The sequence below is a fragment of the Arsenophonus nasoniae DSM 15247 genome (assembly GCF_000429565.1).
GTDB lineage: Bacteria > Pseudomonadota > Gammaproteobacteria > Enterobacterales > Enterobacteriaceae > Arsenophonus > Arsenophonus nasoniae.
The window spans coordinates 1-14,890 of record NZ_AUCC01000036.1 but is presented as its reverse complement, the minus strand read 5'-3'; the positions used below and the strand labels follow the sequence as shown (position 1 = coordinate 14,890).

The following is a 14,890-nucleotide window of genomic DNA, read 5'->3' as shown; positions in this document are numbered from 1 at the left end:
AGTAATGGTGATAATGGAGAACCGCTATGGATTAATAGCGGTTTTTGGTTGTTGTTGCGTCACACAATGAATACCACCGCCGCCGATAGCGATGGTATCAATATTAACACTGACAATGTTACGCTTGGGAAAACAGTCTGTTAATATTTCTATAGCGGCTTTATCTGCCTTTTGATCACCAAATTCTGGCATTATCACTGCCTGTTGACAGAGATAATAATTAACATAACTGGCAGCAAATTCAGGATAACGCTGACGGTTAACTCTGACATTTTGCGGCGTATTTAATATAGTTATATTTTTAATTTTATTCATCGCTATTAAGCGATCTTGATGCTCTCTGGTAACTCGATAATCAAAAGAATAAGTATCGTTTTCCAAACTAATAATAATACCGTTATCATCAATAAAACGAGCATAAAAATCGATATAGCCATCGGTAATATCATAACCTTTAATACCTTTTAACCAAATAATCTCCGTCAATCCTAAATAGGTTTTTAATTTTTCTTCTATTTGCTGGCGCGTGCAATTAGGATTACGAGCACTATTTAAGATAGAGCTTTCGGTAAATATCCCGACTCCTGAACCATTAACTTCAATACTGCCACCTTCAATGTTAATATTTGCTTTAATTAGTTGGCTGTTTGTATAGTCCGCCATAATTTTTGCTACATGACGATCAAAATTATGCCGCTGTTTATTGCCCCAACCATTAAAATTAAAATCGATAGCCACCAGTTGCCCCGAGCTTTTATCCAACACAAAATTAGCACCGCTATCCCTGATCCAAATATCGTTAAGTGGCACTTCCACATAGTTCACCGAACTACCAAGTAAATTCCAAGCAACGGGATAATTTTCAGGCGTAACCAACAAATTAACCGGTTCAAATTGTGCAATCGCTAAGGCAATATCGGCTAAATTTTGCTGTAGGCTAGCAATTAAGTGTTTTGGCCAAATGGTTGCAGACATACCAAATGCCATCCAGGTGCAAGTATGTGCCTGCGATTCGTGCGGAAAGTAATACATTTTGTCCTATCCCACTAAAATAATTTAACAAACAACTAAATAATCAAAATTCACCGTTGTTTAACACTAATCGGTGAAAAGCCCTTTATTTCTAGTTTAAAAATAGATAGATTAATCAGTCTAAAAATTATTGTCTACTGTTTTGGAGATCAATATGGCTGACCAAACGGAAAAACAACGTGCTAAGAAAAAACAGATCATTACCGCCGCCATTCACTGTTTTGTTCAAAAAGGGTTTCATGCCACTTCAACAGCGGAAATATGCAAAGCCGCTGGCATGAGTCCCGGAAATTTATTCCATTACTATCCAACTAAAAATGCCATTATTGAAGCTATTGCTTTACAAGATCAGGCCGATTTAGCCATGCTACTACAGATAGAACAGACCAACGGTTCGGCCATTGAAACTGTTATTACTATGATGACCAGGCTATTACAACTTTATAATGAGCCAACCTATGCCCGCTTAAGTCTGGAAATTATTGCCGAAGCCAGTAGAAACCCAGTAATTAATAGCACTTTTATTGAAAATGAAAAAATTGTCAGACAACAACTGGTTGATGTTCTAAAGCATGGCGTCAGTAATAGCGAAATTGATCCAAAATTATCGATTGAAAATACCGCTTCCTGGTTAATGACCATCGCTGACGGTGCAATCGGACGTGATCTTATGGAGCCAGAGTTTGATTTGGCCAATCGTTTAGAGTCATTTATCTATATGATCAAGAAGATATTGATGCCAATTAAGTAGGGGTTAATAGGATAATCAGTGTGTTGGTTAAAACCTAATAATGAAGTGTTAAAAAATAAACCAGATTGATAAGATCAAATGGCAGCCGAGGTTCTAAGTGACATATGTTGTGAAACCGGAGAAAATAGCAAGCTATCCGTTGTGGGCCAAAATGATAGTTGTACGCAAGTAAATAACGAGTCCTTCAATATATTTTTGCAACTCTTCCTGTCGGTTTTTCAGGGCAAGGTTTATGTTGCTTAAGCCTTTCTCGTCTTCTCGTTCGTAAGCTCTTTTCCCCGTGTAATAGGTCTCTCTACTTATCCCAAAATAGCAACAAGTTTGAGCAACGTTTTTGCTCTCACGAGCATGATTTAAGATCTTTGTTTTAGGCGCAATATCTGGTTTAGTTTTAATATTCATCATATCTTACCTCAGGCTACAATTAGAAAAAACTCATTGTCAACCGAAGTCCAGACTTTCATATTTTAGCTGAGTGTGCACATGAGCGTATGTCGAAGATTTATCTGTATTGATAACGCGTGGGAGCTGCCACTATAGGCGCACAACGCTGAACCCTGCGATAGAGGGGCTGGCCAACATGCGCGTCGTGTTCGGCCAGCATCGCTTGCAGCTCACGATAACTAATGCCGTATTTGCAGTACCAGCTACTACCGACAGGATAATGTCGCAGGCAATGTATCGGCCTTTAAAAACATTCATGTTGTACACCCTTGATTAAATCGTCAGGAAAGATTAGCCGCAATCCGACCTGATCTTTGCAACAGTGACCATGCAATCAACATTTATTTTGCTTTATAAATCCATACTAGCTTGTTAATCCACAATGAACTTCTTTTGCTAATAATAGTGCTGATTTTGTCAAGTAACAGAGAGAAAGATTATTAAGTTTGATGAGTTTTATTCATCCAAAAATGACAAAATAATGAATTATAAAAGGTGATAATAATAAACAGAATAGAATAGAATAGAATAGATAAAAGCTTACTTATATCATGATGTATATCAGCCCAAACTACTAAATTTTAATTATCGCGGCATAAGGCGGGTGGGTAGATGACATCATGATTTGTCACAGGCTCAAATGTAAAAATTAATGTAATAGAATCAATCTGTTGAATAATAAATCAGGAAAAATTATCTCATCATGTTACATTTTGGTTTTTTATGTAAATTAATTTATGGTGTTTACGTTAACTTTTGGTAAAAAATAGAAGGAATATTTAATGACATTTAATTCCAAGAACAGTGATACTAATACGCCTATCAGCCAGTCATATGGCAAAAAAGAATATAAAACACTCGGTGGCGATGGAAACGATATCCTATGTGGTAGAGAAGAAGAAATCAATTATTTAAGTGGCGGTAAAGGGGACGATACAATATATGGTGGCAACAAATTTGATGTCATAGCAGGTGGTGATGGCAACGATAAAATATATAGTTACGGGGGAAAGGACACCCTGATTGGTGGCAAAGGAAAAGATCTTTTTATATATCAATCAATCAATGATTCATTATATTCTTCACCAGATACTATAATGGATTTTGAGACTGGTCGCGATAAAATCGATATTTCTGCCCTTAGCAAAATTAATGGTAATACTATCGAAATTAAACAAGTCAATTGTTTTTCTCAACATAAAAATGAATTGATCGTTCATTGTAATTATAATGAATCCCAAAATTTAACTTCATCATACTTAATGCTTGATCATGATGGAGATGGACAAGCAGACTTTCAAATCAATGCCTTCGGGATAATCAATCCTGAAACGGATCTCATACTATTTTAAATAGCACTGTTGCAAAGATCAGGTCGGATTGCGGCTAATCTTTCCTGACGATTTAATCAAGGGTGTACAACATGAATGTTTTTAAAGGCCGATCACTTTGCCTGCGACATTATTCTGTCGGTAGTAGCTGATACTGCAAATACGGCATTAGTTATCGTGAGCTGCAAGCGATGCCGGCCGAATACGGCGTGCATGTTGGCCACCCCCTCTATCGCAGGGTTCAGCGTTATGCGCCTATAGGGGCAGCTCCCACGCGTTATCAATACAGATAAATCTCCGACATATGCTCGTGCGCACACTCAGCTCAAGCGTGAAGGTCAATGTCCGTCTGACGTCGGGCACCGATAACTTAAGTACTGAAATAATGTTATCGAATGCGATCATGGCAAACTGAAACAGATAACCAGCGCCACGCTGGGTTTTAAATCGATGAAGATGGCTTTTGCCACGATAAAAGGGATTAAGGTGATGCGGGCGCCGTGTAAAGGCCAGGCAAAGTCGTTTTACTTCGGCCATCCTTGGGCAGAATGTGTCTGGTGAGTAGCGTCTTTGCAATCTAAGACCTTCACCAACAAATAAGGCGACCGCATCACGATATTTGCAACAGTGCCGATTAAATAGGCAGAAAGATTATCAGTAATCCGACCCGCTCTTTGCAACAGTGCCTTTTAATTTCGCTTCCAGTCGGCTTTCATTTGTACACTCTAAAATGCGTTGGCGTTCAGCCTGAGCTACAGCCAACAAAATAGTTACTACCATTTTGCCCATCGTACCTTCGGTACTGATACCATCATCTAAAAATCGTATCGCACGCCTTCCTGGTCGAACTCTTTTATCAATTGGATCATATCAGCGGTATCACGGCCCAGGCGATCTAGTTTTTTAATCAAAATAATATCACCCTCTTCAACTTTTAAAGGCAATAGATTGAGCCCATCCCGATTAGTATGGCTACCTGAGTCTTCATCAGTAAAAATTCGATTTGCTCTTACGCCAGCTTCTTTAAGCGCTTTAACTTGAATATCGAGCGATTGTTGACTGGTTGAAACTTTGGCATAGCCAAAAAATCGTATTAAGTATCTCCTTAATCGCCTTAAAGACAATGAATGTCTTTTATTTTTATATAACGATTTAATACACATTAAAGAGTAGATATGTTTAACTGTCTAAAAATTTATGCTTTATAGTAGATATTGAAGATAATCACTGCGTTTCTTACCTGCAACGGTTAATAACCAATCTGCCTTTCTATAAAAAAAAGCCCTGGCTAGCGGGACTATCAAGAAAATAATTTACATTACAGTCAATGCTATTTCTTAAAGATGTATCTATTAGCTCAAAGGCTTTCGTTACATGAACAAGTTCTATTATAAACTTGATAGGATTCATTTGTTGATAACAGATTTCAGATATGAAAAATAGTAGCTACTACTTTTATTAGAATTTAGCACATTAGCTAAGAGGAAACTCACTTCTTTTAAAATTGAAGTCTGAGATTCCATCGGGATTGATAGGTATGGGAAACCCAACGCGTCTAATTTTTGGCAAGCATCTTTGTCAAAGTAACCAGCTTATCTTGTGAAGCAAATTGATTTACCTGTGATGAATAAGTTTTCATCGCAGCTTCAAGAGTTCTAAAGTCACAACACTGGTTAATTAAGCCTTTTGCATAACCTTTTGAGACAATTTTATATAGCTTCTCCGCTTTTTTCTGGAGCTTTTCTTTATTCTTACGCAAATACTGCTGCTGTAAGTTCAGCATATTTTGATACTTTGGCGCTTGTGTTGATAGATCCAATAATGTTTTCTCAGAACTTAATACAGGAATCATATTGTTTAGCTGTACCATTCCAAGTTTTGTTCTCTTCATTGCCAAGCTCATGCATTTTGAAAATTAGAGGGGAAGCATTTGGGATATTGTCCTGTTTTGGTTTATATGAAGTTAGCGGAGCTAAAAATTCTATTCCATTTACTCAAATACAACACCAATATACGGCCTGGTTCCTTTGATTTCACGCACTTTTTCATCGGAACATTGCAAATACTGTATGTAAACATCATCAATAACGTAAAACTTCACCAATCAACTCCTTGATAGCAAAAAGCCTCGCAAAAGCGAGGCTTATAATTTTTTAACTTCACACTTAACGGTAGTGACTCACCTTCGATTTGATTATAATCCGACTAAAGCATTAGTCAAGCAATATCTTACAATTGCCCCTTGTTAAAAAGCGAAACAAATATTTAGCATATCCAATGACAAACATCACAATCAATAAAAGTCTTTTTTATAGGTTACGCACTACACAATTGAGCTGCCTCTACAATTAAATATAACACTGATTTCTTTATCAATACTTAATCAGTACCTGGAATCAGGAAATAAATATTCTTTTCAAGCTGCTCAGATTTTTAATCAAGTGTTTATTAAGTTTAGTACACAACTCCCGCTAAATAGTATTATTTCAAAAAGCTCATTCAACATACTTACCTCTATATATTGCTAGCTTATTGGTTATCAGGAAATTACACTAGCATAGTAAAAAACTGTTATACCTATAGTGACTGAACCATGAAATTACCACTCATATGTGCAAAATGCATGCAAGAAAACATCGTAAAACCGAGGATCACCGCAATAGTTGAACTCAAGGATGATGGCCGATATGAGATAACATGCCGAAAAGGGCATTCTTCGATTACTTTTTTGCAACAACAAAAGTTTGAAATACTTTTTGATATTGGCGCTTACGCAATCGTTGATGGGTATTATCGAGAAGCGGTTTCGTCATTTACTTCTGCTTTAGAAAGATTCTACGAGTTTTTCATAAAAGTAGTATGTATTTCAAAGAATATTGATTGGATAAAAACGCTTGAAGCGTGGAAAGAGGTCTCTAATCAATCAGAAAGGCAGCTAGGTGCTTTCATATTTCTTCATCTTCAGGAAACTGGTAATAAACCCATCTTACTTTGCAACAATAAAATCAAACTCCGTAATGAGGTTATTCATAAGGGAAAAATACCTAGTAAAGATCAGTCTATTGACTATGGGCAGGCAATTCTTGATGTGGTTCGGCCACTACTTAAAAAACTCAAAGAAAATTACAGCAATGCCGTAAACACAGCTACCTTCCACCATCTAAGCAATACCGGAAATCCTTCTGATGATGGTTTGACAGCTTCAACAATGTGCATTTCAACAATTTTAAGCCTTTCTAATGGCGACCCAGCTCATGATGAGAGACGTTTGGTTGAGGCAATTTTACAGCTACCACATTGGTAAAAGATATAACAGAGTGCTATTGGACAAATTTTTTTCATAACGCAGTTTCATACTGGAATCAGCTAAAGGGTTACTTATGGCACATAGACGACAATCAGGTGTGCTTTACTCAGATCACCGCAAGTCCTATTCACTACGAACTCCGCCCTGCTTGGTGACATATCCTTTCTGGTCAAATGACCAACTTCCTTTTTTCTTAAAAAAAGCAAAACCCCGGATCACGGGGCTGAAAAAAATATAATTTATATTAAATTCTAGATATTTTTTAAAACGGAATATCATCATCGAAATCCATGGGTGGCTCAGCCGGTGTCGCGGGAGCGGTTTTACCGGAATGGGCGGCTGGCGCTGATGCTGGTGCGTTACCACTAAACTGCTGAGTTTGTTGTGGCTGTTGTGGTTGTCCCCAGCCACTGGCTGGATTATTTTGTGGCATACCCTCCTGTGAGCCGCCACGCGCGCCTAACATTTGCATGGTACCACCAATATTTACTACCACTTCAGTTGAGTAGCGATCCTGGCCACTTTGATCTTGCCATTTACGGGTTTGTAGTGAGCCTTCAATATAAACTTGTGAACCTTTACGCAAATATTCACCTGCCACTTCAGCCAGCTTGCCAAAGATCACAACACGGTGCCATTCTGTTTTTTCGCGCATTTCACCACTTTGCTTATCACGCCAACTTTCAGAGGTGGCCAGCGTAAGATTCGCAACCGCACCACCATTTGGCATATAACGAATTTCAGGATCTTGTCCCAAGTTGCCGATAAGTATGACTTTGTTAACGCCTCTGCTGGCCATTCGATACTCCTGATGTATTAATATTTTTGCTTAAATTCATGTGTCGCTAGTTTAACATGCGAACACGCTATTGAATATGGAAACCCAACCGTTGCGATTATGGTTTGCGAAACGCCTTAGAAAATTATACTGCAATATTGCTAAATTTTTTTAAGTTTGGCGATTAAATTGCAGAATATGACCGCCTATACTGTACTGTATATTCATTCAGCCAAAATTGTGTAATAATAAAACGTTTTATTTACTGTTTGAATGCGTTCTCATCCGGGATGTGGTATATGGATAACATTGAAGTCAGAGGTGCGCGCACCCATAATTTAAAAAATATCAATTTAATTATTCCTCGCGATAAATTGATTGTTATTACTGGATTATCAGGCTCAGGAAAATCTTCCCTGGCATTTGATACCCTGTATGCAGAAGGTCAGCGCCGCTATGTTGAGTCACTGTCTGCCTATGCCCGGCAGTTTTTATCCTTAATGGAAAAACCGGATGTTGACCATATTGAAGGGCTGTCACCAGCTATTTCGATTGAGCAGAAATCCACCTCACACAACCCACGCTCAACGGTAGGTACGATCACCGAAATCCACGATTATTTGCGGTTGCTGTTTGCCCGGGTTGGTGAACCTCGCTGTCCTGATCACGATACGCCGTTAGCGGCGCAGACAGTTAGCCAGATGGTTGATAATGTTCTGGCACTGCCAGAAGGCAAGCGGTTAATGTTGCTAGCACCGGTAGTTAAAGAGCGTAAAGGTGAACATATTAAGCTATTGGATAATCTGGCCGCACAAGGTTATATTCGCGCTCGCATTGATGGCGAAGTTTGCGATCTCTCCGATCCACCTAAATTAGAACTGCATAAAAAGCATACAATTGAAGTGGTCGTTGACCGTTTTAAAGTGCGTGCCGAGCTGGCGCAACGGCTGGCAGAATCGTTTGAAACTACGCTTGAGTTATCAGGCGGTACTGCAGTTATCGCTGATATGGATGACAGCCAAGCGGCTGAACTCGTTTTCTCCGCTAATTTTGCCTGCCCGGTTTGCGGTTATAGCATGAGTGAATTAGAGCCGCGCCTGTTTTCCTTTAATAATCCGGCAGGAGCTTGTAGCTCTTGTGATGGACTCGGTGTACAACAATTTTTCGATCCTGAACGCGTGATCCAAAACAAGGGAATTTCTTTAGCTGGCGGGGCAATACGCGGTTGGGATCGACGTAATTTTTATTACTTCCAGATGCTACAGTCGTTAGCTAAACACTATAAATTTGATGTCGAAGCCACGTTTAGTTCGTTAGATCCGGCGATCAAGCAAGTGATCTTATATGGCTCCGGCAAAGAAGCAATTGAATTTAAATATCAAAATGATCGCGGCGATGTTACCGTCAGGAGCCATCCCTTTGAAGGGGTGATCCATAATATGGAGCGCCGTTATAAAGAAACTGAGTCAATGGCCGTGCGCGAGGAACTGGCAAAATATATCAATAATCGGCCATGTATTGCCTGTCATGGCACCCGCTTACGGCAGGAAGCCCGTTACGTGTTTATTGAAAATACCACCTTGCCTGAAATTTCAGATTTTAGTATTGGCCACGCGATGGCATTTTTCCAAACATTGCAGCTCAGTGGGCAACGTGCACAAATTGCGGAAAAGATTCTGAAAGAAATTAATGATCGATTAAAATTCTTGGTCAATGTAGGGTTAAATTACCTGACTCTCTCTCGCTCAGCTGAGACCTTATCTGGTGGCGAAGCGCAACGTATTCGATTGGCAAGTCAAATTGGTGCCGGTTTAGTTGGTGTCATGTATGTATTGGACGAGCCTTCAATCGGTTTACATCAACGAGATAATGACCGGCTGTTACAGACCTTGCTACATTTACGAAATTTAGGTAATACAGTTATTGTGGTCGAGCATGATGAAGATGCGATCCGCGCCGCCGATCATATTATCGATATCGGCCCGGGAGCAGGTATACATGGAGGACGCATTGTTGCTCAAGGCAGCCTGGACGATATTATTAGCAATCCAGATTCATTAACCGGTAAGTACCTTAGCGGTGAACATAAAATCGCTATCCCGCCCAAACGTGTACCTCTCGATGCAGAAAAAATCCTAAAGTTGATTGGTGCCCAAGGTAATAATCTAAAAAATGTCACACTGAAACTACCCGTTGGCTTATTTACCTGTATCACTGGCGTTTCCGGTTCAGGTAAATCAACCCTAATCAATGATACTTTGTTTCCTATTGCCCAGCGGCAATTAAATAAAGCCACCAATGCCACCCCGGCGCCATATACCGATATTGAAGGATTACAATTTTTCGATAAAGTGATTGATATTGACCAAAGCCCAATCGGCCGAACCCCCCGCTCAAATCCAGCCACCTATACGGGCGTATTTACACCGGTACGGGAATTATTTGCTGGCGTACCTGAATCTCGGGCGCGAGGTTATACCCCTGGACGGTTCAGTTTTAATGTTAAGGGTGGTCGGTGCGAGGCTTGTCAAGGGGATGGCGTTATCAAAGTAGAAATGCATTTTCTGCCCGATGTCTATGTTCCCTGTGATCATTGCAAGGGCAAACGCTATAATCGTGAAACGTTAGAGATCAAATATAAAGGCAAAAATATTCACGAAGTGTTAGAAATGACCATTGAGGAAGCGCGTGAATATTTTTCGGCTGTCCCGGCGCTAGCGCGAAAATTGCAAACATTGATCGACGTTGGACTTTCCTATATCCGTTTAGGTCAATCGGCAACCACCTTATCCGGTGGTGAAGCACAACGAGTTAAGTTATCGCGCGAACTTTCCAAACGCGGTACTGGCCAAACGCTCTATATTTTGGATGAACCGACCACCGGTTTACATTTTGCTGATATTCAACAACTATTGCATGTATTACATCAACTCCGTGATCAGGGCAATACTATTGTGATTATTGAACACAATTTAGACGTGATAAAAACAGCCGACTGGATTGTTGATTTGGGTCCAGAAGGGGGTAGTGGTGGTGGTGAAATCTTATTCGCCGGTACACCCGAGCAGATCGTAAAATGTAAACAATCACATACCGGTCAGTTTTTAAAACCGATCCTAAAACGTGGTTATTAATAAGGAATAATTTCCGCTATAGATATTGAACAATCGCCCGGCTCCGCTGCCGGGAGCGATATTGCGCAACAATATCGTAACCAATAACAAACAAAACGGAATATTAGCTATAATAAAAACGCTTTGTAGTGCTAATACCAGCCCGGCCCTTTCCACGCTCTTAAACTGCTTGAATGTCATTTTTGATTGATCGCATAAACGCAAAATTTTTCATCTATTCTATCATTAACAAAAAATTAACAATGAGAACGCATTTATCAGCAAGTATAACGTTAAGTTCATCATTTTTATTTATCTTACTTTTTATCTGAGTTTCAAGTGTCACATATAAACAGCCCTTTTCTACTCAATTTTAGTAAACAACTTATCGTTACAGTATTACTTTATATTTAATTAACCGGCTATTAGATTGTATTAATACAAAAATTACATTATTGAGTAATTGCATTATCTGTTTAAAAAATTAATAAATACCATAGTTAACACCCACAAAAAAAGAGTGAAAAATGAGCAATTTTGAAAAGCATGATTTAACTAATTTGGTTGGCAAACACCTCGTATATACTTATGAAAACGGTTGGCAGCATGAAATTTACATAAAAAATGACAACACGGTGGATTATCGGGTCTGTAGTGGTTCCGCCAGTAACCGATGTGTAAAAGATCAATCTGCCTATATCGTACAGATCGGACTAAACATTTATAAAGCATCCTGGACAGAACCAACTGGCACGAGCATTAGTGTAGTTTTAAATCTTCGCATCCAATTGCTGCACTGTACCGCCTTCTTTCCGCGCTGGGTTATCGATGAACCGGAAAAAACCGCCTGTTGTCAAAATGACTATCTAAATGAAATGGAAGCCTACCGTAAAGCTGGTCCAACCTACCCGATCGAAATAATGGATGAATTTGCCACTATTACTGCTGTGCATAATTGTGAATTAAATGATGACAGCGTAATTTCCTGTGCCACTAGCAAACATGCAAAATAACGCGACTAAAAGCCTCGATAGGCCATCAACCAACTGATATGGCAGAATAGAATATTGATAGTTAAGTTCATCAGTATGACAACTATTTTGTAAACCAAAGGCTATCGCAAAAATTTGACACCAAGGATGGTGATGAAGAATTTAATAAATAAAAACTATTAAATCAATTAATGGCTCATATTAAAGCAGCAATGCACAATAACGTGTTACTTGCCGACTTTTTTATACACAGCGCTAATATCATAAAATTGTTAATTATTTGTTATATTTCTTTCGATCAGTTCTATACTATTAGTTCGCTAATTATTAAGAAAGAAGATGTCAGCTTTTGCTTCTTATGCCATCTTCCTCTTTACGCAGTTCGTGGAAATGCTGAAAACAGTTGCAAATAGTTATTTAAGGATAATTTACATGCTTAACATACCCAACTCTTTATCAGTAAAGGGTAAATGTAAAATACTTTGCTTGATGACTTAAATTACAACTGTTTTTGGATGGTAATAGAACCGATTTAGCAAATAAAATAATCGTGTTTGTTAGCGTTTACTTTCTAAAAAATTATACGAAAAATCAATGAGCTGGGTTAATTATCCCAATAAATATTCTAACATAAATAAAATTTACGAGAGCCATCAATTATGTTTGATAATCTTTTTTATCCCGATAATGAAAAAAGAGCGGTAAGACTAACCGAACTTGTCTCGGACAATTCCACGGCAGTAGGTAATATTTCACAACAACAGACTAAATACGAAATCGCAATAAATAACGCAAATGAAGCGATACGCCAAGCTTACAAAGTTGTTGGAACACCGGTAAAGTTTCATGATATTGATTTTGTTCCCGAGTCAAAAACCCATAAAATTTTAATTAGTGTTGCTGACGTCATTACACCGATGCTTACCTATGGTATTGCTAATAAAGCACTATCGTTCGCAGCAAAATCCTATCTTCTGCAACAAGGGCGTATCGGGGAAGCGGCCTTTATTAAATTGGTTGGTCTACCAAAGTGGTTTAAAGTGGGCACTGTATTCGGAAGTATCACCGCAGTTGTCCTGGTTCAAAGCATCATTGATTCAGTGACTGGAGCAGTACAACGGAAAAATTTGCAAGACAAAATTAAAGAGTCGGTCGACCCTAGGTTCCAATTAAAAAAAGCTGAACTGACCAATGAGATTACTATCAGTAAATTGAATGTTGTCACGACATCAGTTTCCGTCGTCTTAGACGCCTTAGGGCCTAATGTATCTAAAGAGCAGATAAATAAAATCATTGATAATTCGATAAAACGAAATCAGGTTGAACTTAAGAATATTGATTCTTTGACCAAAACCACCCTGGATGCTCTTGACAAATCCAGAGGGTCTTGGACCAATGAGGATTAATGGCTGCTTAATCTGTGTTAAATAGATCTTATTAAATAACAAATCTAGTCACGCCATTTTATCGCCTGAGACAGATGTTGAGTGGCTTGCGATACTTATTGCCTTAACAAAACCGAAAGATAATCACAATGTAATTTTGCTAAGGCTTAAGCTGCTATTGCCAACATAATGGCAATCCTTGGCGTTTTTAAATTAAAACTAATTAATTGAATGAGGCGAAAATGAGCTTTTGGAGTGATTTTGCTGATGGCTTTACCAGTGTCTACACAAAATATCTTCCTGGATTATTTACTGGCGATACCTATTTCCCAGATAACCCGGTTAGAGAAGCCAGAGCGCATGAAATAGCAGTAGATTGCCAAACCTATGCCAGTAAAAATGCGTTATCGATTAAGGCGATCGAAGACAATGTTGTCGAGTTGAATAATTATCTTAAGGGAATGTACGAGAAAGAAATAAATGATGAAAAAATCAAATTTGAGAAATTCTCCTTTAATACATTAAATTTTGAAATACCAACTATGATCGCCCCTATTATTACCGCGAACATTGTATCAGAGTCGATAACCGTCGGTGCAACAAGTTACTTAGTTTCTACAGGAGAAATCGGCGCAGCAGCACTTGTTGAGTTAGTTGGTTTACCAGCCTCCTTCGAAATCGCTTCTATGGCAGCATCTGGAGGAGCGACTATCGGGGTTGTTCTTGCTATCGGTTCGGTGGTTGGAAAAATTAAACGCGATAAACTGCAGAAAGCGATTCACGAAGGCTGTAAATCTCGCTACAAACTAGCCAAAGCAGCCAATATTAATCACTCAATTTCTCAATCTATAAAAGTGATCAATGCCAGTATTACAGAGCTAAAGGGAGTCGATGTGCCTTTAGCTGCGATAGAAGAACACCTTTCTGGATTAATAGAAAAACAACTAAACACCATTAATGAAAATAGTCAATCATCAACAATGATTGAACTACAAAATTTGGATGTAAATCGAGGCTCTTGGACCGATGAGGACGGATCTGTTTAAATCATCTTTTCGTCTAATGACCTTAAGAAAAATTAAGTTGGTATCAGCTTAGAATAAATTACGTTTGTAATAACAAAGTCCCGACCTCTTTTTGTTAAAAAAATGTGAAAATAATCATAAAATAGAAAAGGTCTTGCTAATAGATTCCTAATCTTAAACTACAGTTAATTCATTTAATTATATTAAATATGAGTTTTATGGCCATAGAGTTGATTGGCATTAATGTTAAATAACTGTAAATAAAAGAGGAGGTACTAAATGGCATCGACTAAGGAAATAAACGGTACTAATAATGATGATATATTAATAGGTAATCAAGGGAATGATGCCATCTCAGGTGATGCAGGCAATGATATAATATCTGGTAATGCCGGAGATGATACCATTGTCACCGATCATGCAAAACTGATCCACTAACGATCATCTAAAACTGATCCACTTGGTATTATTCGCACATTTTTGTACGGATAATTTATGTTAACCAAGGAGATATTTGTGGATATTCATGTTCGCTTTGCACAAGGACAAAGCCTTCGAAAAATTGCCAGTGAGTTGGGTATATCCCGTAACACCGTAAAACATCATTTACAACAACAGACAATGCCAACTTATGCTAAAAGAAGTCAACAACCGACTAAATTATCCCCCTTTAAACCTTATTTGCTTCAGCGAATTGAACTGGCTAAACCTGATTGGATCCCTGCAACAGTC

At 38.5% G+C, this 14,890-nt stretch carries 12 protein-coding genes and 3 pseudogenes; 10 read left to right on the top strand and 5 right to left on the bottom strand.

What is annotated here, in order from left to right; genetic code table 11:
• Nucleotides 1–24: 24 nt before the first annotated feature.
• Nucleotides 25–1,032, bottom strand: a complete 1,008-nt coding sequence (locus tag G468_RS20390; RefSeq protein WP_051297028.1) for an agmatine deiminase family protein — start codon at nt 1,030–1,032, stop codon at nt 25–27.
• A 154-nt stretch (nt 1,033–1,186) separates the two neighbouring features.
• On the opposite strand from G468_RS20390, the gene G468_RS0109470 reads away from it, so the two are divergent.
• The gene (locus G468_RS0109470; protein WP_026822916.1) at nt 1,187–1,783 is read left to right on the top strand and encodes a TetR/AcrR family transcriptional regulator; all 597 of its coding nucleotides are present in this window, start codon (nt 1,187–1,189) and stop codon (nt 1,781–1,783) included.
• A 103-nt stretch (nt 1,784–1,886) separates the two neighbouring features.
• Here the strand turns inward: G468_RS0109470 and G468_RS20385 are convergent.
• Nucleotides 1,887–2,188, bottom strand: a pseudogene (locus G468_RS20385) (helix-turn-helix domain-containing protein); the annotation flags it as partial.
• Between the two features lie 821 nt (nt 2,189–3,009).
• Between G468_RS20385 and G468_RS20380 the strand changes: the two are divergent.
• Together G468_RS20380 and G468_RS22915 are read left to right on the top strand one after the other, a co-directional pair.
• Nucleotides 3,010–3,579: a M10 family metallopeptidase C-terminal domain-containing protein gene (locus G468_RS20380; protein ID WP_026822915.1), complete on the top strand. Its 570-nt coding sequence runs from the start codon at nt 3,010–3,012 to the stop codon at nt 3,577–3,579.
• A 71-nt stretch (nt 3,580–3,650) separates the two neighbouring features.
• Nucleotides 3,651–4,139: pseudogene (locus G468_RS22915) on the top strand (DDE-type integrase/transposase/recombinase).
• Between the two features lie 103 nt (nt 4,140–4,242).
• Here the strand turns inward: G468_RS22915 and G468_RS22445 are convergent.
• Together G468_RS22445 and G468_RS25550 are read right to left on the bottom strand one after the other, a co-directional pair.
• Nucleotides 4,243–4,652 (bottom strand): annotated as a pseudogene (locus G468_RS22445) (recombinase family protein); the annotation flags it as partial.
• Between the two features lie 461 nt (nt 4,653–5,113).
• A complete protein-coding gene (locus G468_RS25550; RefSeq protein WP_051297027.1) occupies nt 5,114–5,449 on the bottom strand; it encodes a type III toxin-antitoxin system ToxN/AbiQ family toxin in 336 nt (111 codons plus the stop codon).
• A 732-nt stretch (nt 5,450–6,181) separates the two neighbouring features.
• On the opposite strand from G468_RS25550, the gene G468_RS20365 reads away from it, so the two are divergent.
• Nucleotides 6,182–6,862 (top strand): hypothetical protein, encoded by a 681-nt coding sequence (locus G468_RS20365; RefSeq protein ID WP_026822914.1) that lies wholly within the window; start codon nt 6,182–6,184, stop codon nt 6,860–6,862.
• Between the two features lie 265 nt (nt 6,863–7,127).
• Here the strand turns inward: G468_RS20365 and G468_RS0109430 are convergent, their stop codons facing one another.
• Nucleotides 7,128–7,664, bottom strand: coding sequence for a single-stranded DNA-binding protein (locus G468_RS0109430; RefSeq protein WP_026822913.1), 537 nt, complete (start codon nt 7,662–7,664; stop codon nt 7,128–7,130).
• 278 nt (nt 7,665–7,942) lie between these two features.
• Here G468_RS0109430 and uvrA point away from each other — a divergent pair, with 278 nt between their 5' ends.
• From uvrA to G468_RS0109395, 6 genes are all read left to right on the top strand, one after another.
• Nucleotides 7,943–10,777: an excinuclease ABC subunit UvrA gene (gene uvrA / locus G468_RS0109425; protein ID WP_026822912.1), complete on the top strand. Its 2,835-nt coding sequence runs from the start codon at nt 7,943–7,945 to the stop codon at nt 10,775–10,777.
• 506 nt (nt 10,778–11,283) lie between these two features.
• Nucleotides 11,284–11,769, top strand: a complete 486-nt coding sequence (locus tag G468_RS0109415; RefSeq protein WP_026822911.1) for a phenolic acid decarboxylase — start codon at nt 11,284–11,286, stop codon at nt 11,767–11,769.
• Between the two features lie 638 nt (nt 11,770–12,407).
• Complete coding sequence (locus G468_RS0109410; RefSeq protein ID WP_026822910.1) at nt 12,408–13,154, top strand: hypothetical protein; 747 nt, start codon at nt 12,408–12,410, stop codon at nt 13,152–13,154.
• A gap of 221 nt (nt 13,155–13,375) precedes the next feature.
• Nucleotides 13,376–14,179: a hypothetical protein gene (locus G468_RS0109405; protein ID WP_026822909.1), complete on the top strand. Its 804-nt coding sequence runs from the start codon at nt 13,376–13,378 to the stop codon at nt 14,177–14,179.
• 258 nt (nt 14,180–14,437) lie between these two features.
• Nucleotides 14,438–14,596, top strand: a complete 159-nt coding sequence (locus G468_RS22905; protein ID WP_081700650.1) for a hypothetical protein — start codon at nt 14,438–14,440, stop codon at nt 14,594–14,596.
• A 57-nt stretch (nt 14,597–14,653) separates the two neighbouring features.
• A partial coding sequence (locus tag G468_RS0109395) for a helix-turn-helix domain-containing protein (protein ID WP_034249681.1) occupies nt 14,654–14,890 on the top strand: 237 nt, incomplete at its 3' end.

What these genes read in the sequence shown, in the direction of transcription:
- G468_RS20365 (WP_026822914.1), top strand. Translation starts at nt 6,182, where the DNA reads ATGCAAGAAAACATCGTAAAACCGAGGATCACCGCAATAGTTGAACTC.
- G468_RS20380 (WP_026822915.1), top strand. Translation starts at nt 3,010, where the DNA reads ATGACATTTAATTCCAAGAACAGTGATACTAATACGCCTATCAGCCAG.
- G468_RS0109430 (WP_026822913.1), bottom strand. Translation starts at nt 7,664, where the DNA reads ATGGCCAGCAGAGGCGTTAACAAAGTCATACTTATCGGCAACTTGGGA.
- G468_RS25550 (WP_051297027.1), bottom strand. Translation starts at nt 5,449, where the DNA reads ATGAAGAGAACAAAACTTGGAATGGTACAGCTAAACAATATGATTCCT.
- G468_RS0109410 (WP_026822910.1), top strand. Translation starts at nt 12,408, where the DNA reads ATGTTTGATAATCTTTTTTATCCCGATAATGAAAAAAGAGCGGTAAGA.
- G468_RS0109470 (WP_026822916.1), top strand. Translation starts at nt 1,187, where the DNA reads ATGGCTGACCAAACGGAAAAACAACGTGCTAAGAAAAAACAGATCATT.
- uvrA (WP_026822912.1), top strand. Translation starts at nt 7,943, where the DNA reads ATGGATAACATTGAAGTCAGAGGTGCGCGCACCCATAATTTAAAAAAT.
- G468_RS0109405 (WP_026822909.1), top strand. Translation starts at nt 13,376, where the DNA reads ATGAGCTTTTGGAGTGATTTTGCTGATGGCTTTACCAGTGTCTACACA.
- G468_RS0109415 (WP_026822911.1), top strand. Translation starts at nt 11,284, where the DNA reads ATGAGCAATTTTGAAAAGCATGATTTAACTAATTTGGTTGGCAAACAC.
- G468_RS22905 (WP_081700650.1), top strand. Translation starts at nt 14,438, where the DNA reads ATGGCATCGACTAAGGAAATAAACGGTACTAATAATGATGATATATTA.
- G468_RS20390 (WP_051297028.1), bottom strand. Translation starts at nt 1,032, where the DNA reads ATGTATTACTTTCCGCACGAATCGCAGGCACATACTTGCACCTGGATG.